Source organism: Mesoterricola sp. MK458, assembly GCF_055384935.1.
Genome location: NZ_AP045075.1, coordinates 3,560,613 through 3,582,785, shown reverse-complemented (window position 1 = coordinate 3,582,785; position 22,173 = coordinate 3,560,613). Strand labels below are relative to the sequence as shown.

At 67.8% G+C, this 22,173-nt stretch carries 20 protein-coding genes; 15 read left to right on the top strand and 5 right to left on the bottom strand.

Annotated elements, in window-relative coordinates; translation table 11 throughout:
- The first annotated feature begins 66 nt into the window (after nt 1-66).
- Nucleotides 67-909 (top strand): CDP-diacylglycerol--serine O-phosphatidyltransferase, encoded by an 843-nt coding sequence (pssA, locus tag ACZ5LB_RS15650; protein WP_464603142.1) that lies wholly within the window; start codon nt 67-69, stop codon nt 907-909.
- Here pssA and ACZ5LB_RS15645 read toward each other — a convergent pair whose 3' ends face one another.
- From ACZ5LB_RS15645 to thyX, 3 genes are read right to left on the bottom strand one after another with little or no spacing between them, the layout of a single operon-like run.
- Nucleotides 910-1,416 (bottom strand): DUF192 domain-containing protein, encoded by a 507-nt coding sequence (locus ACZ5LB_RS15645; RefSeq protein ID WP_464603141.1) that lies wholly within the window; start codon nt 1,414-1,416, stop codon nt 910-912.
- A 34-nt stretch (nt 1,417-1,450) separates the two neighbouring features.
- Nucleotides 1,451-2,656 carry an aminotransferase class V-fold PLP-dependent enzyme gene (locus ACZ5LB_RS15640; RefSeq protein WP_464603140.1) on the bottom strand — a complete coding sequence of 402 codons (1,206 nt, stop codon included), beginning with the start codon at nt 2,654-2,656 and terminating at the stop codon, nt 1,451-1,453.
- Complete coding sequence (thyX, locus tag ACZ5LB_RS15635) at nt 2,653-3,333, bottom strand: FAD-dependent thymidylate synthase (RefSeq protein WP_464603139.1); 681 nt, start codon at nt 3,331-3,333, stop codon at nt 2,653-2,655. Before thyX ends, ACZ5LB_RS15640 begins: the two co-directional genes overlap by 4 nt.
- 198 nt (nt 3,334-3,531) lie before the next feature.
- On the opposite strand from thyX, the gene fsa reads away from it, so the two are divergent.
- Nucleotides 3,532-4,179: a fructose-6-phosphate aldolase gene (fsa, locus tag ACZ5LB_RS15630; protein ID WP_464603138.1), complete on the top strand. Its 648-nt coding sequence runs from the start codon at nt 3,532-3,534 to the stop codon at nt 4,177-4,179.
- 260 nt (nt 4,180-4,439) lie between these two features.
- Here fsa and ACZ5LB_RS15625 read toward each other — a convergent pair whose 3' ends face one another.
- Together ACZ5LB_RS15625 and ACZ5LB_RS15620 are read right to left on the bottom strand one after the other, a co-directional pair.
- Nucleotides 4,440-5,771: an IS701 family transposase gene (locus ACZ5LB_RS15625; protein WP_464603137.1), complete on the bottom strand. Its 1,332-nt coding sequence runs from the start codon at nt 5,769-5,771 to the stop codon at nt 4,440-4,442.
- Between the two features lie 190 nt (nt 5,772-5,961).
- Nucleotides 5,962-6,456 (bottom strand): nucleoside deaminase, encoded by a 495-nt coding sequence (locus ACZ5LB_RS15620; RefSeq protein ID WP_464603136.1) that lies wholly within the window; start codon nt 6,454-6,456, stop codon nt 5,962-5,964.
- A gap of 149 nt (nt 6,457-6,605) precedes the next feature.
- Here ACZ5LB_RS15620 and ACZ5LB_RS15615 point away from each other — a divergent pair, with 149 nt between their 5' ends.
- The 13 genes from ACZ5LB_RS15615 (at nt 6,606) to ACZ5LB_RS15555 (ending at nt 22,120) form a co-directional block, all read left to right on the top strand.
- The gene (locus ACZ5LB_RS15615) at nt 6,606-7,604 is read left to right on the top strand and encodes a BMP family lipoprotein (RefSeq protein WP_464603135.1); all 999 of its coding nucleotides are present in this window, start codon (nt 6,606-6,608) and stop codon (nt 7,602-7,604) included.
- Nucleotides 7,605-7,673: 69 nt separating this feature from the next.
- Nucleotides 7,674-9,197 (top strand): ABC transporter ATP-binding protein, encoded by a 1,524-nt coding sequence (locus ACZ5LB_RS15610; protein WP_464603134.1) that lies wholly within the window; start codon nt 7,674-7,676, stop codon nt 9,195-9,197.
- Nucleotides 9,194-10,294: an ABC transporter permease gene (locus tag ACZ5LB_RS15605; RefSeq protein WP_464603133.1), complete on the top strand. Its 1,101-nt coding sequence runs from the start codon at nt 9,194-9,196 to the stop codon at nt 10,292-10,294. The genes ACZ5LB_RS15610 and ACZ5LB_RS15605 overlap by 4 nt, the downstream gene beginning before the upstream one ends.
- Nucleotides 10,291-11,238 (top strand): ABC transporter permease, encoded by a 948-nt coding sequence (locus ACZ5LB_RS15600; RefSeq protein ID WP_464603132.1) that lies wholly within the window; start codon nt 10,291-10,293, stop codon nt 11,236-11,238. Before ACZ5LB_RS15605 ends, ACZ5LB_RS15600 begins: the two co-directional genes overlap by 4 nt.
- A gap of 2 nt (nt 11,239-11,240) precedes the next feature.
- Nucleotides 11,241-11,618, top strand: coding sequence for a hypothetical protein (locus ACZ5LB_RS15595; RefSeq protein ID WP_464603131.1), 378 nt, complete (start codon nt 11,241-11,243; stop codon nt 11,616-11,618).
- Nucleotides 11,619-11,687: 69 nt separating this feature from the next.
- On the top strand, nt 11,688-14,252 hold the full coding sequence (gene xdh / locus ACZ5LB_RS15590; RefSeq protein ID WP_464603130.1) for a selenium-dependent xanthine dehydrogenase: 2,565 nt from the start codon (nt 11,688-11,690) through the stop codon (nt 14,250-14,252).
- Entirely contained in the window at nt 14,249-15,289 is a 1,041-nt protein-coding gene (locus ACZ5LB_RS15585; protein WP_464603129.1) for an XdhC family protein, read from the top strand. Before xdh ends, ACZ5LB_RS15585 begins: the two co-directional genes overlap by 4 nt.
- Nucleotides 15,286-16,032, top strand: a complete 747-nt coding sequence (gene yqeC, locus ACZ5LB_RS15580) for a selenium cofactor biosynthesis protein YqeC (RefSeq protein WP_464603128.1) — start codon at nt 15,286-15,288, stop codon at nt 16,030-16,032. The genes ACZ5LB_RS15585 and yqeC overlap by 4 nt, the downstream gene beginning before the upstream one ends.
- A 2-nt stretch (nt 16,033-16,034) precedes the next feature.
- Nucleotides 16,035-16,826 (top strand): selenium-dependent molybdenum cofactor biosynthesis protein YqeB, encoded by a 792-nt coding sequence (gene yqeB, locus ACZ5LB_RS15575; protein WP_464606320.1) that lies wholly within the window; start codon nt 16,035-16,037, stop codon nt 16,824-16,826.
- Nucleotides 16,823-17,893 (top strand): selenide, water dikinase SelD, encoded by a 1,071-nt coding sequence (selD, locus tag ACZ5LB_RS15570; protein WP_464603127.1) that lies wholly within the window; start codon nt 16,823-16,825, stop codon nt 17,891-17,893. Before yqeB ends, selD begins: the two co-directional genes overlap by 4 nt.
- A gap of 13 nt (nt 17,894-17,906) precedes the next feature.
- On the top strand, nt 17,907-18,155 hold the full coding sequence (locus tag ACZ5LB_RS15565) for a putative Se/S carrier protein (RefSeq protein WP_464603126.1): 249 nt from the start codon (nt 17,907-17,909) through the stop codon (nt 18,153-18,155).
- Nucleotides 18,139-18,747: a sulfurtransferase-like selenium metabolism protein YedF gene (gene yedF, locus ACZ5LB_RS15560; protein WP_464603125.1), complete on the top strand. Its 609-nt coding sequence runs from the start codon at nt 18,139-18,141 to the stop codon at nt 18,745-18,747. The genes ACZ5LB_RS15565 and yedF overlap by 17 nt, the downstream gene beginning before the upstream one ends.
- 487 nt (nt 18,748-19,234) lie before the next feature.
- Complete coding sequence (locus tag ACZ5LB_RS15555; protein ID WP_464603124.1) at nt 19,235-22,120, top strand: TonB-dependent receptor; 2,886 nt, start codon at nt 19,235-19,237, stop codon at nt 22,118-22,120.
- The last annotated feature ends 53 nt before the right edge of the window (nt 22,121-22,173 follow it).

Sequence of the window (22,173 nt, the reverse complement as noted above, 5' to 3'; positions counted from 1 at the left end):
GATGCCGAACGGCGGCGGGTCAATTTGCCACCCCGTGCCCAAAGGGTTTGGTGGGAGAATCAGGGAATGAAACAGAAAATGAACCCCGAGGAGCGCCGGGAGCGCCGGAGGCGGGTTGTCGCCCGGTCGAAGTTCGCCCTGCCCTCCGCCATCACCCTGCTTTCCGTCTTCTGCGGATTCTCCAGCGTGGTCATGTCCATCAACGCCGCCGGAGACCATCCGGGCGTTTACTTCCTGTGGGCCGCGGGCCTGCTCCTGGCCGCCGGTGTGTTCGATGGCCTGGACGGCCGCATCGCCCGGGCCACCAACACCGCCACCGAATTCGGGGTCCAGCTGGACTCCCTTGCCGACGTCCTGAGCTTCGGCATGGCCCCGGCCATCCTGGCCTACCGCTACGGGTTCTTCCAACTCGGCCTGGCCGACCCCCAGCTTCGCGCCGTGGGGTGGGGGGCCTCCTTCTTCTTCGTGGCCTGCGGGGCCCTGCGCCTGGCCCGGTTCAACGTCCAGGTGGGGTCGGTGGACGCGCGCTTCTTCGTGGGCATGCCCATTCCCGCGGGCGCGGCCTGCATCGCCGCGGTGATCCTCTGCTGGCCGGAGGCCCCCACCCGGGCCTGGGTGGCCTACGCCTTCGCCGCCCTGCTGTTCCTGGTGGGCCTGCTGATGGTCTCGACCCTCCGCTTCCCCAGCTTCAAGAAGCGCTCCGCCAGCCCGGGCGCGGCCCGGCTCCTGACCCTGGCCCTCCTCCTGGTCCTGGCCATGATTCCCATCCTGCGGGAGCGCTTCTTCGTCTACTTCTTCTCGGCCTTCATCCTGGGCTCCCTGGCCCTGAACCTTGCCTGGATGGCCGGCTGGAGGGGGGTCGAGCCCCCGACCCGGAAGGTCGCCGAGCCCCCGCCCCCGGTGGAATAGTTATTTCCTTCTCCCCTTGCGGGCCTTCACGCCGTCGGCCGGCACCGGAAGGCCCCCGGTGACGCGCGTGCCGTCGCTCAGGGTCAGGTTCCAGCCCAGGCGATCGCCCTTGCGCAGGGACAGCCTCCTGAGGGTGCCCGAGGGAAATTCCACGAAGTGCCGGGAAAGGACCGCCCCGCCGTAGGTGGGGCAGTCGTCGCCCCGCATGGGGGAACAGGGGGGCACGGCCTCGGCGGTCTCCACGATGGTGCCGTCCTCCTTCACCCAGGCCACGTCCAGGGAGATGAGGCAGTTCTTCATCCAGATGCTGCGGGTCCCCTCGTCGGGGTAGATGAAGATCATGCAGCGGTCCTTGGCCAGGGAGGTGCGGCGCATGAGGCCCAGGGCCTGCTCCTGCGGCGTGCGCGCCACCTCGGCCAGGAACTTCTGGCCCTTGGCCACGACGGTCCCCCCGTCGGGAACCACAGGGGCGGCGGCGAGCAGCAGGCTGAGGAACAGTGGGGTCATGGGTTCTCCGGGGCGACCCTCCATGGTAGAGCGACTATTCCAGCCAATCCACCACGCGTTCCACGTCCTCGGGATCGTGCCAGCCGTGGAAGGCCACCCGCAGGTAGCCCTCCCGCACCGAGGCGTAGACGCCCCTGCGCATGCCCTTCATGAGAAGTTCCTGCATGGCCGCGGGTCCCCGGCCCCCGTGGTGGAGGCTCAGGATGGAGCCCAGGCGCCCCGCTTCCAGGAGGGTCCGCAGGCGCTGCGCCTCCTCCGCCCAGGCGGGGTTCCGGGCCAGCCCTTCCAGGAACCGTTCCTGAAGCCGGCGGATGTGGGCGGCGATGGCCGGGATGCCGGCCTCGTTGACGGTGCGGAAGGACTCCAGGGCTCCGGCGCAGGAGACGATGCTGAGGGTTCCCGGCTCCATGCGCTGGCCGTCCTCGAGCCAGGCGCGGTTGTGGTCCGTGGAGGCGCGGTCGAAGGCCGTGCCTTCCTCCACCGACATCCAGGAGCCCATGGGGATCAGGTCCTTGCGGAAGGCGGGGTCCGTCCACAGGAACCCCTGTCCCTGGGGGCCCAGGAGGCCCTTGTGGCCGCCGGAAGCGAACGCGCTGACCCCGGTGAGGTCCGCCGGCAGGGTGCCGGCGCCCTGGATGCCGTCCACCACCAGGTGCACGCCCCGCGCCCGGCACGCCGCGCCCAGGGCGGCGACGTCCAGCTTGAGGCCGTCCTGGAAGCGCACCCACGAAACCGCCAGGACGCGGGTGGCGTGGCCCAGCGCCGCCAGGAGGCGGGCTTCCACGTCGTCGCCCGCCCGGGGCGCCGTGGAACTCCACGCGGCCGCCCCGGCCTGGTGCCCGTCCCAGAGGGGCACCTCCCGGAATCGCACCCCGCGGGCCTCCAGGGCCTTCCAGGGCCAGATGTTGGTGGGAAACTCCCCCAGGGGCGCCACCACCTCGTCCCCGCGGCTCCACCGCAGGCTCTGGGCCACCGTCACCAGGCCCGAGGAGGTCGAGGGGGTGAGGGTGATGTCCGAGGCTTCCCCACCCACGATCTTCGCGGCCTCCCGGCGCAGCTCGTCGGGAATGCCCAGGTAGTCCTCCTTCCACTTCAGCTCCCAGGGCCAGAGTTCCTTGTGCAGGTAGGCCCGGACGCTGCGCACCACCGACCGGGGCACCGGCCCCTCGGAACAGTGCATGAGCCAGAGGTGGTCGGAGTCCAGGTGGAGGAGGGCGGGATTGAGCGGCGGGAGGGTCACGGGTGGACGTTCTCCAGGAGGGCCTTGAGGGCATGGGGGTAGAGTTCCTCCACCATGCGCCGAACGGCGTGGGCGTACTGCTGGATCTCCCACTGGGCGTGGCCGTCGGTGCGCAGGCGGATGAAGTGGGCGACGGCCTGGAGGCTGACGGTCCAGTAGACTTCGGAATAGAGCCCCAGGGGCAGGACGCAGCGGGCCTGTTCGCGGCAGACCCCGAGAGCAATTAGCTTTTTATACTGGGCGACGGCGTTCCGGCAGCTGTCCAGGAAGATGGCGTGGGCCTGGTCCCCCGCTTCGCCGTCCACCTGACCTTCGGACCCCTGCTTGTTCACCTTGGCCTGGCGGCGGAAGGTCTCAGGCACGAAGAACTCATCCTCGGGGAATTCCACATAGCGGCCGCTGATCTCATTGAACTCGCTGGCGATGCGGTGCTTCATCCACTGGCGGAAAACGAAGATCGGCGCCTTCACATGAAAGGTCAAAGCCGTGTGCCGGAAGGGCGAGGTGTGGTCGTGTTCCGCCAGATAGGAAATGAGCTTCCCGTCCGCCTCGTCGAACACCTCCTTGCGCTTCCCGAAGGACACCCGCGCGGCGTTCACCACGCTGAGGTCCGAACCCATGTGGTCCACGAGCTTCACGAATCCGCGGTCCAGGACGGCCAGTTCGGTCAAGGGCATGGGAGGTCTCCAGTTGCCCCATTGTAACCAGAGGCGGCGGCCTGGCTCCGCCCGGCCACCGCTCGTTCATGTCGACGCCCCTTCCGGCGCCCCCCGGGACCTGCGAGAATGGGGATGCTTGGCAGGCGAACCCCGCGCGCCCCGGCCGGCCCCAGCGGGCCGAGGGGGCGCGCGACTTCCAGGCCCCAAGGAGATTCCATGAAATTCTTCATCGACACCGCCAACATCAGCGAGATCAAGCGCATCAACGAATGGGGGATCCTGGACGGCGTCACCACCAACCCCAGCCTCATCGCCAAGGAATCCGGCAAGCCCTTCGAGGCGATCATCGAGGAGATCTGCTCCATCGTGGACGGCCCCATCTCCGCCGAGGTCATCGCCCTGGACGCCCCGACCATGATCAAGGAAGGCCGCCTCCTGGCCAAGATCCACAAGAACGTGGTGGTCAAGGTCCCCCTGACCGCCGAAGGCCTCAAGGCCACCCACGCCTTCAAGGCCGAGGGCATCCGCACGAACGTCACCCTCTGCTTCAGCGCCACCCAGGGCCTCATGGCCGCCAAGGCCGGCGCCACCTACGTGAGCCCCTTCGTGGGCCGCCTGGACGACATCAACGCCGTGGGCATGGAACTCATCGAGGATCTGGTGACGATCTTCACCAACTACGACCTGGAGACCCAGGTGCTGTCCGCCTCCATCCGCAGCCCCCGCCACGTCACCGAGTCCGCCCTGGCCGGCGCCCACGTGGCGACGATCCCCACCAAGGTCTTCGACCAGATGCTGGCGCACCCCCTGACCGACAAGGGCATCGAGGGCTTCCTGGCCGATTGGAAGAAGAGCGGCCGGTAGAGGACTGACAGGAAAAGGTTCGCCTCAACGCACGAACCCGTCGCCCGGCGAAAACCAGAAAAAGCGCTGGGGAGGAGAAGGTTCTATCCACTTCATCCCTGGAATCTGCGTCTCTACTGGGGCGTCAGGGAGCTCTTACGTCGGGCCAAGGCATTCCGGGAGGCGGTCGAGGATCAGGTCGGCCACAGAAGGGACACCAGGGCAAGGTTCGGATTGCCTCTCGGGCGACCCAGGCCCTCAGGGTGGGGATGGAAAACGGGCTATGGCGTTCGGGCCGGACCAGCGGGGGTCCGCCAGGAACGGGCTTCGGGAAAGGGAGGTTTCGGAGATCCAAGGAGTTCGTGAATCGTAGGGGGGAAAACCCGAGCTCGCTCGGTGACCAGGAACGCAAAGGTGGCCAAGCAACAACTGCCATGGTGGTGGAAGCCGGCCCAGGTCCGGCCCTCGAAGTGTCCCAAGCCGAGTTCCCCCTTCAATTCCTGGTAGTCCCGCTCGACCCGCCAGCGCAGCTTGGCCACCTGGACTAGGGCTCGCAACGAGGTGTTGGCCGGTAAGTTGGAGAGCCAGAACCGCACCGGGCTGGGAGACTCCGGTGGCCACTCGACCAGCAGCCATTGCTCCGGATGGATGAACACATAGTTGCCCTTGGAGCGCAGGAGCCCCGGCACCAAAACCCTGCAGGCGGCGAATCGGGAGGTCAATGGTCCCTTCGAGCCTTCTCGCCATTCGATGGATCTCCAAGCCGTCTTCGGTAGCCCCTGGGCCAGGACCAGGACCTTTCGGGTCGGCTGCTTCGGGTTGGGCCTGAAACATTGCGAGTATCTCCCGCGCTTGGGCCTCCGCCGCCGGGGTGGCAGCGGACCTTGTCCCTCCTTCCAGGCCAAGATGCTGGAGCGGACTCCCACCATGAAACTCAAACCTCGATCGGCCAGCCCCTTGCGGAAGGCACCACTGTCGCCGTAACCCGCATCGGCGACTACCGGCGCAAAGTCCGTTCCTTCTGCAATCAGGTCATCGATCAGTCCAAGCGCAATCTCCGGCTTGGAAAGGAACTTCATGTCCTCCGGGATGCCGGTCATCCGGCGGCGGGCTGAATTCTGCGTCCATTCCTTGGGCAGGAACAGCCGGTAGGCGGTAGGCAGGCTCGCAAATTGGTTGGCAAGGTTGATCGTAACCACGCTTTGGCAATTGGCGACGATGCCCCGCTCGCCGCAGTATTGATTGGCCACCCCTACGGAGCAGGAACCGCGTTTCGGAAAGGAGGTATCGTCCACGACCCAGGCTTCCAGGGCACCCCTGGAGAGCAGAAATGGCAAGGCATAGTCCCGGGCCCCGCGCAGAATGGCCCGGTGATCCCAGACGGAATCCGTGATGAATCGTTGCAGCGACGCATGCTTGGCCTGGGTGCTCTCGGGTGCGAGCCGCGCCGCCATGGGCTCCATGCTTTTTCGCTCGCCGGGCAGCGCCAGCCCTCGACAATAGTCGCAAACGACTTGCTCCGGACCCCACCAGTTGGCCTTCCGCAAGGCCGGCACCAACAGAGCACTGGCAAATGCCACTACCTTGGCCTGATCGATCTCCTGTACGGTCATCTGACACCTCCAGACCCCGTAATCTCTACTGCCGCATCGGGACCGAGGGTTACATCCTCCCCCCAGCATCCATAACCCCTGCCAATCCAAGATTCCGGGAATGGCAGACGCGCGCCCCAGTAGAGGCGTCCATGAACGGCGATGCTTGGGATTAAGAAGGATGGGGCTCGGCCCTGGCGCCGGCCGAAGACTACATCTTTTTCCAGAACCCCCGGTGCAGCTCTGCGACCTCCTCCTCCACCTCGGGAACGGGGCCGATGACCTGGATCGCCTTCTGGCTGTGGGCATAGATGTAGCGCGCCGGCACGTCCATGGTCGGGTTTTCCGGGTCGCTGCCGGTCAGTTTCAGCAGGCGCCTTTCGTCCATGCCGTAGACGAGCCGGCCGATGTTGGCCCAGTACTGGGTCGCGGCGCACATGGCACAGGGTTCCACCGTGGTGTAGAGGGTGCAGCCCCAGAGGTATTCCGGGGTGAAGTTCATGTCCGCGGTGCGGGCCAGGACGCTTTCGGCGTGGTTCACGGTGCTCACGTTGCCCTGCTCCAGGAGGACCGTCTCGTGGTCGGGGGCCACCAGGAGGGCCCCGAAGGGGTGGTGGCCCATGGCCATGGACCGGGCGGCGACCGCGTTGGCCCGGCGAAGGTGGCGCTGGATCTGGCCGGGGGTGGGCCCGGGCTGGTCGGTCATGGGCAGGCCTCCGTTTACACGTGTGGTGCCTCCAGGGTACTACCGGGCGATGAACAAAATTTTATTATTCCAGGAAAAAAATAAGCCATTTTGGGGAGTGCTGGTACACTCGAGAGTGAAAATCCCTTAACCCAACCAGGAGGCAGACCATGAGGAAGCCAGTTCTCGCGCTAGGAGCGGTCTTCGCGTTCACCTGCGGACTCTCCGCAGCTCCGCCCAAGGCCAAGGTCAAGATCGCCCTTATCGTCGAATCCACCGTGGACGACAAGGGCTGGTGCCAGTCCATGCACGACGCCATCAAGCAGGTGCAGAAGACCTACGGCGAGGCCAAGGTCGAGTACAGCTACAGCGAGAAGATGAAGCCCGTGGACGCGGGTTCCGCGGCCCGCCAGTACGCCTCCAAGAAGTTCGACATCATCATCTGCCACGGCGCCCAGTACAAGAACCTGGTCACCGAGATGGCCCCCGACTTCAAGGACACCACCTTCGTGTTCGGCACCAGCGCGGACATCGGCGGCAAGAACGTCTTCACCTACATGCCCGAGAGCGAAGAGACCGGCTACCTGAACGGGATCATCGCGGGCATGGTCACCAAGACCAACGTCGTGGGCCTGGTCGGGCCCGTGGACGGCGGCGATGCGGCCCGGTACGACCGCGGCTTCGTCCTGGGCGCCAAGGCCGTGAACCCCAAGGTCAACGTCAAGGTCGCCCACACCGGCAGCTTCGGCGACTTCGTGAAGGCTTCCGAGCTCGCCCAGACCCAGATGAAGGCCGGCGCGGACTTCCTCACCGGTTCCTCCCAGCAGGCCATGGGCGCCCTGCGCGCCGTCGCCGCCAGCCCCAACAAGGGCATCTGGTGGGCGGGCCAGGACCTCTCCCAGCTGAACGTGGCCGAGTCCCCGCGGGTGCTTGCCGCCTCCAGCTACAACTACGCCACCGTGGTCGAGGTGCTCATCGCCAAGCGCGAGGCCGGCGTCAAGGGCGGGGAGAACATCCCCCTCAACTTCCGCAACAAGGGCTTCGTCTTCGACTACAACAAGAAGGTGGGCAAGGTCCTGACCCCGGCCATCAAGAAGGCCGTGGACAAGGCCAAGGCCGACCTCGCCACCGGCAAGCTCAAGCTGGACTGGAAAGCCGTCAAGTTCTAAGGCATCACCGGAACGTGGACCCCGGCGTGCCCTAGGCATACCGGGGTCCGTTCTCTACCGGAGTCCCCCATGGCGAAAGCCGAGCCCATCCACGAACTCCAGCTCACGGGCATAACCAAGCGCTTCCCCGGAATCCTGGCCTGCAACAACGTCTCCATACGGGTGGCCCGCGGCGAGGTGCTGGCCCTGGTGGGCGAGAACGGGGCCGGGAAGTCCACCCTCATGAACATCCTGGCGGGCCTCTACCAGCCGGATGCGGGGACCATCGCCATCAACGGCGAGGACGTGCGCTTCCACACCCCCAACGACGCCTACGCCCGGGGCATCGGCATGGTGCACCAGAACTTCATGCTCGTGCCCAACATGACGGTGACCGAGAACGTGGCCCTGGGCCTCAAGCAGCACCACAAGTTCATGAACCTGGACCTCAAGGCCACCCGGGCCCGGATCGTCGAGGTTTCGGAACACCACGAGCTGCCGGTGAACCCCGACGCCTACGTGTGGCAGCTCTCCGTGGGCGAGCAGCAGCGGGTGGAGCTCATCAAGACCCTCTGCTTCGGGGCCCAGGTCCTCATCCTGGACGAACCCACCTCGGCCCTCACGCCCCAGGAGACCGACGACCTCATCGACCGGCTCAAGCGCATGACGGCCGAACTCTCCATCATCTTCATCAGCCACAAGCTGCACGAAGTGAAGGAACTCAGCCACCGGGTGGCGATCCTGCGCCACGGCGCGGTGGTGTTCAACGGCCGCACCGAGGACCACACCCCGGCCGAACTGGCCGCGCTCATGACCGGCCGCGAGATCCACCTGCCCCGCAACGAGGGCCTGCTGGTGGAGGGCCCCGCCATCCTGGAGGCCCGGGACCTGAAGGTGCGCGGCGACCGGGGCCACTTCGCCCTGGACGGCCTGAACCTCGAGGTGCATGCCGGGGAGATCCTGGGCCTGGCCGGCGTTTCCGGCAACGGGCAGCGGGAACTGGCCGAGGCGCTCACGGGCCTGCGACCGGTGGAATCCGGCACCGTGCGGTTCCTGGACAAGGACATGACCAACCGGAGCCCCGCGGCCATGATCGCGGCCGGCCTGGGCTATATTCCCGAGGACCGCCACCACGAAGGCATCGTGCCCCGGTTCACGGTGAAGGAGAACCTGGTCCTCAAGGACTTCCCCACGCCGCGGTTCAGCTGGTCCGTGGTGCTCAAGCTGGGGGAGATCGCCCGCAACGCCGAAAGCCTCAAGGCCTCCTTCGACATCCGCTGCTCCTCCACCTCGGCGGCCGGAGGGTCCCTTTCCGGCGGCAACATCCAGAAGGTGATCCTGGCCCGGGAGCTGGCCCGGGAACCCAAGGCCCTCATCTCGGTGTACCCCACCCGGGGGGTGGACATGGGCGCCCAGGAATTCATCCATTCGCAGCTCCTGGCCCGCCGGCGTGCGGGGGGAGGCATCCTCCTCATCTCCGAGGAGCTCGAGGAAATCATGAACCTCTCCGACCGCATCGCCGTCATCTACAAGGGGCGGATCCTCAAGGTCCTCACCAGCCTTGAGGCCACGCGCGAGAAGCTGGGCCTGCTCATGGCGGGGGTGGCCGAATGAACCGCTTCAAGTTCTTCTACGGCGGCTCCATCATCGTCCTGGCGGCCCTGGCCTCCGCCCTGGGCGCGGCCCTGGTGCTCACGGCCATCGGCGCCAGCCCCACGGCCACCTTCGTGACGATCTTCACGGGGCCCTTCGCGGACGTCTTCGGCCTGACGGAGATCCTGGTGCGGGCGATTCCGCTCATCCTGGTGGCCCTCGGGATCGCCATCGCCTTCCGCAGCGGCATCATCAACATCGGCGCCGAAGGACAGATGCTCATCGGCATCCTGGCCGCCACGGCCACCGCCCTGGCGCTGCCCACCTGGCCCAAGGCCGCCCTGCTTCCGGTGGTCATCCTGGCCGGGGCGGCCGGCGGCGCTTTCTGGGCCGCCATCGCGGGCACCCTGCGGGCCCGTCTGGGGGTCAACGAGATCCTCTCCACGGTCATGCTCAACTACATCGCGGCCCAGCTCTACACCTTCTTCCTGCGCGGTCCCATGATCGACCCGGGCGAACTGGAGACGGGTTCGGGCACCCCGCAGTCCATGCGTCTGCCCGAGGCCGCCTTCCTGGACCGGCTGGTGCCGGGCACCCGGCTCCACATGGGCCTGGTCCTGGCCCTGGTGCTCTGCGTGTGCGTGTGGTTCTTCCTGTGGCGCACCACCTGGGGCTTCCGATTGCGGGCGGCGGGGGCCGAGGCCAAGGCCGCGCGCTACGCGGGCATCCACGTTCCCGGTTCCCTGGTGGCCGCCATGAGCCTGTCGGGGGCCTTCGCGGGCATCGCCGGGGCGGTGGAAGTCTCCGGCGTCCACCACCGCGCCATCGAGAACATCACCTCGGGCTACGGGTTCGCGGGGATCGTGGTGGCGCTCTTTGGGGCCCTCCACCCCGCGGGCATCGTGCCGGCGGCCTTCTTCTTCGGGCTGCTCCTGGTGGGTTCGGACATGACCCAGCGGAGCGCCGGCGTCCCCGCCAACATGATCCTCGTCCTCATGGGCGTCCTCATCCTCTGCATCGTCTCCGCCAAGATGTACCTCAACAACCCCTATGCGCAGGAACGGGCGGCGAGGTTCATCGCCCGCTTCCGCAAGCCCGGCGCGGGAGAGCCCTCATGACCCACGACCTCGTCTACAACATCCTGTCGCTGGGCGTGCCCTTTTCCGTGGCGCTGCTCCTGGCCTCCCTGGGGGAGATGTTCAACCAGCGCGCCGGGGTCTTCAACCTGGGCTGCGAAGGCATCATGTGCATGGGGGCCTTCCTGGGCTTCCTGCCGGCCTTCTTCATCAAGACGGGCCCCCTGGCCCCCTACGGCATCGTCCTGGGATTCGCCGTGGCCGCCGCGGTGGGCGTGGTCATGGGCCTGCTGTTCGCCCTGGTCACGGTCACCTTCCGGGCCGAGCAGGGCATCGCCGGCATCGGGCTCCAGATGATGGGCTGGGGCGTGGCGGGCACCCTCTTCCGCCACTTCGTCGGCGGGGTGACGGGGGTGGAAGGCCTGGCCTCCTGGCCCATTCCCGGCCTTTCCCGCATCCCCTTCCTGGGTGGCATCCTCTTCAATCACAATCCCATGGTCTACATCGCCTTTCTCATGGTCCCGGCCAGCTGGTACCTGCTCTTCAAGACGCCCTGGGGCCTGAAGGTGCGGGCGGCGGGCACGGAACCCCGGGCGGCCGACAGCATGGGCATCAACGTCAACCGGGTCCGGTACCAGGCGCTCATGCTCGGCGGAGCCATGGCTGGCCTGGGCGGCGCCTATCTCTCGCTGTGCCAGGCCAAGATGTTTGCGGACGACCTGGTGGCCGGACGTGGATTCATCGCCGTCGCCCTGGTGTACTTCGGCCGGTGGAGCCCCCTGGGCGTCCTGGGCGGCGCTCTGCTCTTCAGCCTGGCCCAGTCCCTCCAGCTGGCCATCCAGGTGGCGGGCATCAAGTTCCCCTACGAATTCGCCGTGATGCTCCCCTACGTCCTGGTCATCCTGGTCCTCTCCCTGGCCCGCAAGGCCCGCATGCGCGGCCCCACGCACCTGGGGGTGCCCTTCAACCGCGAAATGAGGTACTGAGCATGGAACCCAATCTCGAAATCCTGCTGGCGACCCTCCGCTCCACCTACCCCACCTCCCTGGTGCGGGTCCTGCCTGAGCCGGCCATGTTCCTGCGCAGCAACACGGGCCGCACCTTCCACGCCGAGGGCATGCAGGTGCTTTCCGCGGAATCGGCCCTGGCCTACGCCGCGGCCTACATGGACGGCCTGCGGGAGCGCATCGGCGCCACCGAGGACTACCAGCTCGACGGGGAGCACCCCTGGATCATCGGCGTGCACCCCGGGGACCTGACCAGCCCGCCCCTGATCTTCATCTTCGGCAACATCATCCGGAGCGGGAAGGAGACCTGGGTGGAGCTCGGCTACCCCCGGTACGAACCGCTCGAATTCCCGTCATAAAAAAATTTACTCCAGGGTGAAAAAAATCCACCTGCGCTAGACTGGACGCACCCAGTGAAAGGCGATGACATGTCCACGCTCCAGGTAAACGGCCGGGAAATCGTCACGTCGAAGGACATGAACCTCCTGGAATTCCTTCGGGAGGAACTCGGCATCACGTCCGTCAAGAACGGCTGTTCCGAAGGCGCCTGCGGCTCCTGCATGGTGCTCATCGACGGCAAGGCCTCCCGGGCCTGCCTCTTCAAGATGGACAAGCTGGACGGCCGGAAGGTGGTGACCGTGGAGGGCCTGAGCCAGCGGGAGAAGGACGTCTTCGGCTGGGCCTACGCCGACGCGGGCGCCGTGCAGTGCGGCTTCTGCATGCCCGGCATGGTCATCAGCACCAAGGGCCTGCTGGATGCGAACCCCGATCCAGGACCCGCGGAAGTCACCAAGGCCCTGGCGCAGAACATGTGCCGGTGCACCGGCTACGTGAAGATCGAGAAGGCGGTGCTCAACGCCGCGAGGATGCTCCGGGAAGGGGCTCCCGTCCCCGCCGATTCCGACCAGACACTGGCCGTGGGCGAACGCATCTGCCGCACCGACGCCCGGGACAAGGCCCTGGGAACCGGTCTCTACGTGGACGACATGAAGCGCCCCGGCATGCTGCACGGCGCCGTCCTCCGTCCCCCCAAACCCCGGGTGCTGGTCAAGGGCATCGACGCCACCGAGGCCCTGGCCATGCCGGGCGTGAAGGCCGTCCTCACCGCCGCCGACATCCCCGGCGAGCGGCACCAGGGGCACATCATCCACGACTGGCCCGCCATGATCGCCGTGGGCGAGGCGACCCGCTACGTGGGCGACGCCATCGCCTTGGTGGCCGCCGAGACCCGCGCCCAGGCCAAGGCCGCCGTGGCCATGATCAAGCTGGATTTCGAAGAGCTCCAGCCCCTCACCGACCCCCGCCGCGCCCTGGACGAGGATGCCCCGAAGCTCCACCCCAAGGGCAACCTCCTGGCCAAGACGGTCCTGCGCCGGGGCGACCCGGACAAGGCCATCGCCGAGGCCGCCCACCTCATCGTCAAGACCTTCAACACGCCCGAGACCGAGCACGCCTTCATGGAGCCCGAGAGCGCCCTGGCCGTGCCCGAGGCCGACGGCACCCTCACCGTCTACACGGGGACGCAAAGCATCTACGACGACCACAAGGGCATCATCGGCGTCCTGGGCGTCGGCCCCGAGCAGGTGAAGGTGATCAGCGCCTACGTGGGCGGCGGGTTCGGCGGCAAGGAGGATCTCATCGTCCAGCACCATGCCGCGCTCCTGGCCAACCATCTCAAGGTTCCCGTGAAGGTGACCCTGGGCCGCCAGGAGAGCCTCAAGGTCCACCCCAAGCGCCACGCCTTCGAGATGGAATACACCGTGGCCGCCGATGCCGAGGGCCGCATCACCGCCGTGAAGGCCCACCTGCTGGAGGACACCGGCGCCTACGCGAGCCTGGGCGGGCCGGTGCTGCAGCGCGCCTGCACCCACGCCGCGGGTCCCTACAAGATCCCCAACGTGGACATCGTCGGCACAGGCGTCTACACCAACAACCCCCCGGGCGGCGCCTTCCGCGGCTTCGGCGTCACCCAGTCCTGCTTCGCCATGGAATCCTGCATCACGCTCCTGGCCAAGGAGGTGGGGCTCACCCCCTGGCAGATCCGGTGGCTCAACGCGGTGGAACCGGGCGACGTCCTTCCCAACGGGCAGGTCGTGGACGCCGGCACCGCCCTGAAGGAGACGCTCCTGGCCGTCAAGGACCTTTGCGAGCAGCGTCCCGACGCGGGCATCGCCTGCGCCATGAAGAACGCCGGCATCGGCGTGGGCCTGTCGGACGTGGGCCGGGTGCGCATCCGGGTCCAGGACGGCCAGGCCGTCATCTACACCAGCGCCGCCTGCATCGGCCAGGGCCTCGCCTCGGTGCTCATGCAGTTCGTGGCCAACGCCTCGGGCCTCTCCTGGGGCCAGATCCGGGTGGCCACCCCCGACACCTCCAACTCCCCCAACGGCGGCACCACCACCGCCTCCCGCCAGACCGTCTTCAACGGGGAGGCCGCGCGCCTCGCCGCCCAGGACCTGAAGCTGGACCTGGCCGGCCATACCCTCGAGCAACTGGAGGGCCGGGAGTACTACCGCGAGTACGCGGGCGTCACCGACCCCTTCGCCTCGGACAAGCCCAACCCCGTCAGCCACGTCGCCTACTCCTACGCCACCCAGGTGGTGCTCCTGGACGGGGCCGGCCGGCTCGAGAAGGTGGTGGCGGCCCACGACATCGGAAAGGCCATCAACCCCACCCAGGTGGAGGGCCAGATCGAGGGCGGGGTCGTCATGGGCCTGGGCTACGCGCTGACCGAGGACTTCCCCCTCAAGGACGGCGAGGTGATGGCGAAGTACGGCACCCTGGGGCTCTTCAAGGCCGCCAACGTGCCCCCCATCGAGTCCATCATCGTGGAGAAGAACCCGGATCCCCTGGCCTACGGGGCCAAGGGCCTGGGCGAGATCACCACCATCCCCACCGCCCCGGCCGTGGCGGGCGCCTACTTCCACCGGGACGGCGTGTTCCGGGTGGACCTGCCCCTGGCGGGCACGCCCTACTCCCGGAAGAAGGGATGAGCCTCGAGATCGTCAGGGCCCTGGCCGCCGCCCGGGAACCCCGGGTGCTCTGCACCGTCCTCAAGGTGAAGGGTTCCGCGCCCCGCCACGCCGGATCCATGCTCCTGGCCGGGCCGGAGGGTCTGCTCATGGGGTCCGTGGGCGGCGGCCGCGGGGAATCCATGGTCTTGGCCGCCTGCGGGGAGCGCCTGGGCGGCTCAGCCCCGGCCACCCTGGAGATCGACATGCAGGGCATGGAAGCCGAGGGCCCCGCCATGGTCTGCGGAGGCACCAGCCGGATCCTCGTGGAGCCCCTGCGCGATCCTGCGCCCTACCGGGCCGCCCTGGACCGCCTCGAACGGGGCGAACGGATCGTCCTCGTCAAGCGCCTGGACTCGGGCGAGGTGGGGGTGGTGGATGCCGCCGGCGCCTGGATCCACGGCCGGGTGGCCGGGGCCGACCCGGCCCTGGCCGCCCAGGCCCTGGCCTCGGGGCACCCCGTCCTGGCCGAGGCGGAAGGGATCTTCTTCGACCCGGTGCTGCCCCGGGAAAAGCTCCTCATCCTGGGCGGCGGCCACGTGGGCCGGGCCCTGGCGGCCCTGGCGCCGGGCCTGGGCTTCCAGGTCACCGTGGGCGACGACCGTCCCGAATACCTGGCGCCGGAACGGTTCCCCGTGGGCATGCCCACCCTGGGGGGCACCTTCACCGAGATCGTGGCCCGCTACGACTTCGACCCTTCGACCTACGTGGTGATCGTCACCCGGGGCCACCTGTGCGACCTGGAGTGCGTCCGCGCGGTGCTGGGCCGGCCCTACCGCTACGCCGGGTTCATGGGAAGCGCCCGCAAGACCCGCCTGGTGCTGGCCCAGGTGGCCTCCGAGGGCTTCGACGCCCGGAAGGTGGAGGCCCTGTGCGCCCCCATCGGCCTGGAGATCGGCGCCGAGACGCCGGAGGAGCTGGCCGTGGCCATCGCCGGGGAACTCATCGCGGTGCGCCGGGACGGCGCCTGGATCCAGGCGCGGGTCCCCGCCCGGAAGGCCCGGCGCGGCACCCCATGAACCTCGCGGACGCCCTGCTTCCCCTGCTTCCGGGCGGCGGGGGCGTCATCGCCTTCGTGGGCGGAGGTGGCAAGACCACCGCCCTGTTCCGCCTGGCCCGGGAACGGGCCCCCCGCCCCGTGCTCCTCACCGCCACCACCCACCTCGCCGACCCGCGCCTGGAACCGGGCCGGGAGGGGAGGCTGGTCCTCGACCCGCGCATGGAGGGCCCCTGGCAAGGCGAAGCCGTGGCCTGCGCCGGGCCGGGCCCGACGATCCTCATGGCCCGGGAGGCCGACGCCCCCGGCAAGGTCAAGGGCATCCATCCGTCCTGGATCCCCGCCCTGGGCCGGGCCTGGGACCTGGTCCTGGTGGAGGCCGACGGCTCCCGGGGCCTGCCGGTGAAGGCCCCGGCCCCCCACGAGCCGGTGCTGCCCCCGGACCCGGACCTGGTGGTGGGGGTGATCGGGCTGGACTGCCTCGACCGGCCCCTGGACGGAACCGTCGCCCACCGGCCGGAGCTTTTTTCGGCCCTCACGGGATGCGCGCCGGGAGAGCCCATCGGCTGGAAGCACCTCGGCGCCCTGGTGCGCCATCCCCGGGGCCTCTTCAAGGGCGCCTCCGGAGCCCGCGTCCTCCTCCTGAACAAGGCCGACGCCGCCGGCGGCCGCCAGCCCCCGGCAGGGCTGTTCGACGTTCCGGTCCTGGTGGGTTCCCTCAGCGCCCCCGATGGCGTCATGCTCGTAGGGGAGGGTGCCCCGTGACGATGATCCAAGGCCGGCTGGTGGTGGTGCGGGGGGCCGGTGACCTGGCCACCGGGGTCATCCTGCGCCTGGCCCGCGCCGGTTTCCGCGTGGTGGCCCTGGAAACGCAGAAACCCAGCGCCATCCGCCGCACCGTGAGCTTCTCGGAGGCCATGTACGACGGTTCGGCCTGCGTGGAGGGCCTCTGGGCGAGGCGGTTCGACGCCCTGCCCGAAAGGTGGTCGCCGGGGGACCCGGTGGCCATCCTGGAGGATCCCCGGGGGGATCTGCTGGCCCGGGTCCGGCCCGCGGCCCTGGTGGACGCCATCATCGCCAAGCGGAACCTGGGCACCACCCTGGACATGGCCCCCGTGGTGGTGGCCCTGGGCCCGGGCTTCACGGCCGGGGTGGACGCGCACGCGGTGGTGGAGACCAACCGCGGCCACGACCTGGGCCGGGTGCTCCTGCGCGGCAGCGCGGAGCCGGATACGGGCGTTCCTGGCCTCATCGCGGGCCACGGCTCCGAGCGGGTCATCCACGCCCCCTGCGCGGGCCGGGTGGAGGCCCTGTGCGAAATCGGCGACACCGTGGCGGCCGGGGACCCGGTGCTGGCCATCGGGGGCGAGGCCGTTCCCTCCACCATCGGCGGGGTCGTCCGGGGCCTCATCCGGCCCGGCTACGAGGCCCGGGCGGGACTCAAGGTCGCCGACGTGGACCCCCGGTGCGTGCGGGCCCACTGCCATTCGGTTTCCGACAAGGCCCGGTCCATCGCCGGCGGGGTCCTGGAGGCCCTGCTCATGCTGGGTGCGCCTTGAAGACCCCGCCCCGTCCTGGCGCCGCCGAATCCCCTGAAGGAGCCCCTCGCGTGAACCTCACCTCCTACACCCGGTTCTCCGGCTGCGGCGCCAAGCTGGGCCCCGGCGTCCTGGCCAAGGCCCTCTGCGGCCTGGAGCAGCCCGCCTACCCCGACCTCCTGGCCGACTTCGGGGGGAGCGAGGACGCGGGCATCTTCCGCATCGGGCCCCACGAAGCCCTGGTGCAGACCGTCGACTTCTTCCCCCCCATCGTGGACGACCCGCATCTTTTCGGACGGATCGCGGCCGCCAACGCCCTCTCCGATCTCTATGCCATGGGCGCCCGCCCCATCACCGCCCTGGCCCTGGTGTGCCATCCCCTCAAGGCCCTGGGCCTGGAGCCCCTGCGCGAGATGCTCGCCGGCGGGCTGGAAGCCCTGGTGGAAGCCGGCTGCGCCCTCCTGGGGGGCCACAGCATCGAGGACCCCGAACCCAAGCTGGGCTACGCGGTGACGGGCCTGGTGGACCCCGCCCGGGCCTGGCGCAACAACACCCTTCGCCCGGGGGGGAGGCTCATCCTCACCAAGCCCATCGGCACGGGCCTCGTGAACATGGCCCTGCGCGCCCAGTGCGCCTCCCCTGAGGCCCAGGCCGCCGCCCAGCGCTCCATGGCCACCCTCAACCGCGCCGCGGCGGAGGTGCTGGCGCGGTTCCATCCCATGGCCGTCACCGACGTCACCGGGTTCGGCCTGGCCGGGCACGCCGCCGAGATGGCCGCGGGGGACTGCGGGCTCACCCTCCGCTTCGCCGACGTCCCCCTTCTGCCCGGGGTGGAGGAATACGCCTCCATGGGCCTCGTCCCCGAAGGAACCTACCGCAACCGGGAGGGCCGCCTCCACTGCGTGCCCGGCGAGGTGCCCCCCCTGGTGCTGGACCTGGCCTTCGACCCCCAGACCTCCGGGGGCCTCCTGGCCGCCCTGCCCGGGGACGAGGCCGAGGCCGCTGCGGCGGCCCTGCGGGAGGCCGGGGCCGGCGGCTGGATCATCGGCGAGACTGGCGGCGCCCCGGGCACCGTGCGGATCCTCTAGGAGGCTGTCCCCCGTGCGCCTCCTGGCCACCTACCCTTCCACCAGCGCGGCCCTCAGGGCCGAACACCGGCTCAAGGCCTCGGGGCTCGCGGTGGAACTCATCCCCGTCCCCCGGCAGGTGCGGAGCAACTGCGGGTTCTGCCTCCTGGTGGACGCGCCCGAATGCGATGAATCATTGCGTGCCAGCGGCCCCGACGGGCTTTGGCGCGTGCTCGACCCCGAACCCGGCACTCCCAGGAGACGCTATGAGCCCTATCCGTAGAACCCTCGACGCCCGGGGCCTGCCCTGCCCCCAGCCCGTGATCCTCACCCGCAAGGCCATGGCCGAGGGTGGCTTCGCCGCCCTGGAGGTCCTCGTGGACGACGCCGCGGCCCGGGAGAACATCCTGAAATTCGCCGCCTGGGCCCGGTGCGAGGTCGAGGAGGTCGTCACGGAGGGCACCCTCACCCGCATCGTCCTGCGACCCGGCACCCCGGGCGAGGCGGCCGAGCCCGCGCCGGTGGTCCCCGCCCCCGCCGGGGCCGCCACCGTCCTGCTCACCTCCGACGGCATCGGCGCCGCCTCCCCCGACCTGGCCAGGCTCCTCATGCGCGGCTTCCTGTACACCCTCACCGAGTGCGATGTGCCGCCGGTGCGGATCATCCTCATGAACGCGGGGGTGCGCCTGGCCCTGGAGGGTTCCGATTCCCTGGACAACCTCCGCACCATCGCGGACCGGGGGGTGGATATCATCGCCTGCGGCACCTGTCTGGAGTTTTATAAATCGACAGAGGTCCTTGCCGTGGGCAGAATTTCGAATATGTATGAAATTTCAGAGCATTTGCTGAGTGGGCCCAGTGTCATTCTGGGGTAAGCAGCCTTAATTCAGGTATATAAATAACATGATGGACGGGTCTTTATTGTCGTTCATCGGGGCACACCTAGATGATCAAATAATGGGGACCGAGAATCCCCAAAGACCCGAGTGAATTAATCATAGACAGGTCCGTTTTAACAATAATTAACATCAATTCACATCCCGCAGATCCGCCTTGATCTTCAGGGAAACCTTGAGAATTCAAAAACAAAAGGGCGACCATTCGCCTTGAATCTCAATGTTTTCTTAATGCACCCAGGCCTCGCAATACGCTGCCTTTTGAAAATTTTGTGAATTCGATGGAAATAAGCCTTGAAAAATCCCTTGGCCAAGGCTTAATGAATCCCGCCAATCGTCACGCAATTGCCACACATTGAAACCTTGAGTCCGCGCCCGCGAAAGGAGTTGACCCAATAGCGGATGGCTATGCCCTGCTTTTTTCAGAAGTTGTGTTTCCCACCTCACCTTCAAAGGAGCCAATCCTATGCACCGAAACCTCTCAAGGCTCGGACTGACAGCCTTGACCCTCGTGGCCGGGCAGATCCTGGTCGCCCAGACCGTCACCACTGGCGCCATCAACGGACGCGTGACCGACAAGACCGGCAACCCGGTCGCCGCCGCCACCGTCCGCCTCACCTCCGGCCAGGTCAGCCGCACCGTCGTGACGGCCGCCGATGGTCACTTCCAGGCGGGCCTGCTCAACGCCGGCTCCTGGACCGTCCAGGTCACCAAGGCCGGGTACTCCGCCACCCGCCAGACCCTGACGGTAACCATCAACACCGCCACCACGGCGAACCTCAAGCTGGACAAGGAAGGCTCGGCGACCGTCGAAGTCGTCGCCTCCAACGCCGCCATCGACACCACCAGCACCACCACGGGCGCCAACTTCAGCCTGGACACCCTCTCGGCGGTTCCCACGGGACGCGAGATGGCCTCCCTGGCCTACATGACCCCCGGCGTCACGACCTCGGGTTTCGGCGCCTCGAACGGCAATGCGGGCCTGGGCCTCGAGATCTCCATCGGCGGCGCCTCCGGCGCCGAGAACTCGTTCTCGGTGGACGGCCTGAAGACCAACGACATGCGCTATGGCGGCCAGAGCGTCACCATGGTGCAGGACTTCGTCGACCAGGTCGACATCCAGACCGGCGGCTACAAGCCGGAATACTCCGCCATGGGCGGCGTGTTCAACGTCCTCACCAAGTCCGGCTCCAACGATTTCGCCGGTTCGGCCTGGGCCAGCCACATCCCGGGCACCCTTTCCCCCAAGGCCAAGGGCACGCCCTGGTTCCGCGAACTCCCCGCCGCCAGCGTCACGGACGTGGGCGCCCGGGTGGGCGGTGCGTTCGTCAAGGACAAGTTCTTCTATTCCTTCGGTGTCAACTACACCCTCACGAAGGTCCCCACCTACCCGAACCTGAGCGACCTGGAGGTCGGCTCCACCAAGACCCCCGACCTGCAGTTCATGGGCAAGCTGCAGTACTACGCCACCACGGACAACCAGCTGACCCTCACCTACTTCGGCAACCGCTCCACGGCCACCCTGGACCGCGGCGCCGGCTCCCCCAGCAACATCTATGACGGCCGGGGCAACGCCGACACCAGCGGCGACACCGTCCACAACACCAGCAACTTCAACCTGATCTGGGACTCCACCCTCTCGCCCAACCTCACAATGTCCCTCAAGATGGGCCAGGCCAAGGCCGAGAACAACATCACGCCCAACTCCAACATCTCCCTCATCCGCGACCGGACCTACTACGCGGCGGGCGGCCCCGGTGAAGGCCTTGCGGACGAGCTGACCTACTGGGCCACCGGCGGCGCGGGCAACAATGCCAAGGAAACCAACACCACCACCCAGTTCACCGGGGACCTGACCTGGGTCATCGGCGCCGACCACTCCCTGAAGGTCGGCTACTCCTACCTGAAATCCAACTATGCGGACGTCACCCACCGCAACGGTGGCCAGACCTGGCAGTTGCAGAACTCCGCCGGCTTCCTGCGGGCCGTGAGGAACGTCTACGACAACGACTCCGAAGCCAACGCCTACTTCCAGGCCATCTACCTCCAGGACACCTGGCAGGTGAACAAGAAGCTGAACCTCTTCTATGGCATCCGCATGGAAGACCAGAAGCAGGTCGGCGCCAACGGCTCCACCTTCATGCACTTCAAGTTCACGGACTACATCCAGCCGCGCATCGGCTTCACCTACGATGCCACCGGCGACGGCAAGTCCAAGATCTCCGGCAGCTTCGCGCAGTACTACATGCAGATCCCCCAGCGCATGGCCATCCGGACCTACGGCAAGGAATACTACCACCTCCTCTATTACGGAGGCGCCGACACCCCCAACAGCACCGCCACCTTCAACCGCGCCACCAACACGGTAACGGTGACCGGCGCGCCCTACACCGATATCGACTACTCCACGGGCTGGTCCAACGACCCCCTGGCCGACGGCCTCAAGCTGCCCAAGCGCACGGAAGTCCTGCTGGGCTATGAGTTCCAGGCTACGGCCGCCAGCACGGTCGGGTTCCACGCCCGTTACCGCAAGCTCGTGGATCCCATCGAGGATTCCGAGATCACCGACAGCGACGGCGTGCCCCGCGATCCCAGCGATCCCGGCGACGGCGGCGGCCAGGCCATCATCTGGAACCCCCGCGGGAGCGTCACCTGGACCTCTCCCTTCAGCCACCAGAAGATCACCGTCAACGACACCCTGTACCCCGAGGCCTACAACGAGTACAAGGCCTTGGACGTCACCTACACCTACAAGACCTCCGACACCTACCTGTTCCTGGGCTACACCTGGAGCCGGGATTACGGCAACTACGAGGGCCTGATCAGCGCCACCAACGGTCAGCCGGACGGCGGCATCACCGCCTCCTTCGACTACTATCCCTACGTCGGCACCGGCTACCTGCCCACGGATCACACCCACCAGTTCAAGTCTTACGGCTACAAGAAGATCAAGGTCGGCAAGGGCGACCTGTCCCTGGGCTTCAACTTCCTCGCCCAGAGCGGCCGCCCCTACAGCCTCCAGGACGACGGCAGGACCAGCACCCCGCCCATGCCCGATCCCGGCGGCTACGCCAATGCCAACTTCCAGGACCTCAAGATGGGCAACAAGGGCCGCCTCCCCTGGCTGACCCGCCTGGACCTGACCTTCCACTACGACATGCCCATGGAAGGCAAGATGCACCTGGAGCCGTTCTTCGAAATCTACAATGTCCTGAACCACCGCCCCGAAACGGCCGTGCTTGAGCAGTTCACGGACCGCTACGGCAACGAGCAGGTGCCCGGCCGCTACGCGTCCCCCACCGACTACCAGCCGTCCCGGTCCTTCCGCTTCGGCTGCAAGCTGAAGTTCTAGGCCCCAGATCCACCCCGAAGGACCCCCGCCCCGGCGGGGGTCCTTTTCATGGA

What these genes read in the sequence shown, in the direction of transcription:
- xdh (WP_464603130.1), top strand. Translation starts at nt 11,688, where the DNA reads ATGTCCACGCTCCAGGTAAACGGCCGGGAAATCGTCACGTCGAAGGAC.
- ACZ5LB_RS15585 (WP_464603129.1), top strand. Translation starts at nt 14,249, where the DNA reads ATGAGCCTCGAGATCGTCAGGGCCCTGGCCGCCGCCCGGGAACCCCGG.
- yedF (WP_464603125.1), top strand. Translation starts at nt 18,139, where the DNA reads ATGAGCCCTATCCGTAGAACCCTCGACGCCCGGGGCCTGCCCTGCCCC.
- ACZ5LB_RS15600 (WP_464603132.1), top strand. Translation starts at nt 10,291, where the DNA reads ATGACCCACGACCTCGTCTACAACATCCTGTCGCTGGGCGTGCCCTTT.
- yqeB (WP_464606320.1), top strand. Translation starts at nt 16,035, where the DNA reads ATGATCCAAGGCCGGCTGGTGGTGGTGCGGGGGGCCGGTGACCTGGCC.
- yqeC (WP_464603128.1), top strand. Translation starts at nt 15,286, where the DNA reads ATGAACCTCGCGGACGCCCTGCTTCCCCTGCTTCCGGGCGGCGGGGGC.
- fsa (WP_464603138.1), top strand. Translation starts at nt 3,532, where the DNA reads ATGAAATTCTTCATCGACACCGCCAACATCAGCGAGATCAAGCGCATC.
- ACZ5LB_RS15620 (WP_464603136.1), bottom strand. Translation starts at nt 6,456, where the DNA reads ATGACCGACCAGCCCGGGCCCACCCCCGGCCAGATCCAGCGCCACCTT.
- ACZ5LB_RS15610 (WP_464603134.1), top strand. Translation starts at nt 7,674, where the DNA reads ATGGCGAAAGCCGAGCCCATCCACGAACTCCAGCTCACGGGCATAACC.
- ACZ5LB_RS15595 (WP_464603131.1), top strand. Translation starts at nt 11,241, where the DNA reads ATGGAACCCAATCTCGAAATCCTGCTGGCGACCCTCCGCTCCACCTAC.
- pssA (WP_464603142.1), top strand. Translation starts at nt 67, where the DNA reads ATGAAACAGAAAATGAACCCCGAGGAGCGCCGGGAGCGCCGGAGGCGG.
- ACZ5LB_RS15555 (WP_464603124.1), top strand. Translation starts at nt 19,235, where the DNA reads ATGCACCGAAACCTCTCAAGGCTCGGACTGACAGCCTTGACCCTCGTG.
- ACZ5LB_RS15625 (WP_464603137.1), bottom strand. Translation starts at nt 5,771, where the DNA reads ATGACCGTACAGGAGATCGATCAGGCCAAGGTAGTGGCATTTGCCAGT.
- ACZ5LB_RS15645 (WP_464603141.1), bottom strand. Translation starts at nt 1,416, where the DNA reads ATGACCCCACTGTTCCTCAGCCTGCTGCTCGCCGCCGCCCCTGTGGTT.
- thyX (WP_464603139.1), bottom strand. Translation starts at nt 3,333, where the DNA reads ATGCCCTTGACCGAACTGGCCGTCCTGGACCGCGGATTCGTGAAGCTC.
- ACZ5LB_RS15615 (WP_464603135.1), top strand. Translation starts at nt 6,606, where the DNA reads ATGAGGAAGCCAGTTCTCGCGCTAGGAGCGGTCTTCGCGTTCACCTGC.
- ACZ5LB_RS15605 (WP_464603133.1), top strand. Translation starts at nt 9,194, where the DNA reads ATGAACCGCTTCAAGTTCTTCTACGGCGGCTCCATCATCGTCCTGGCG.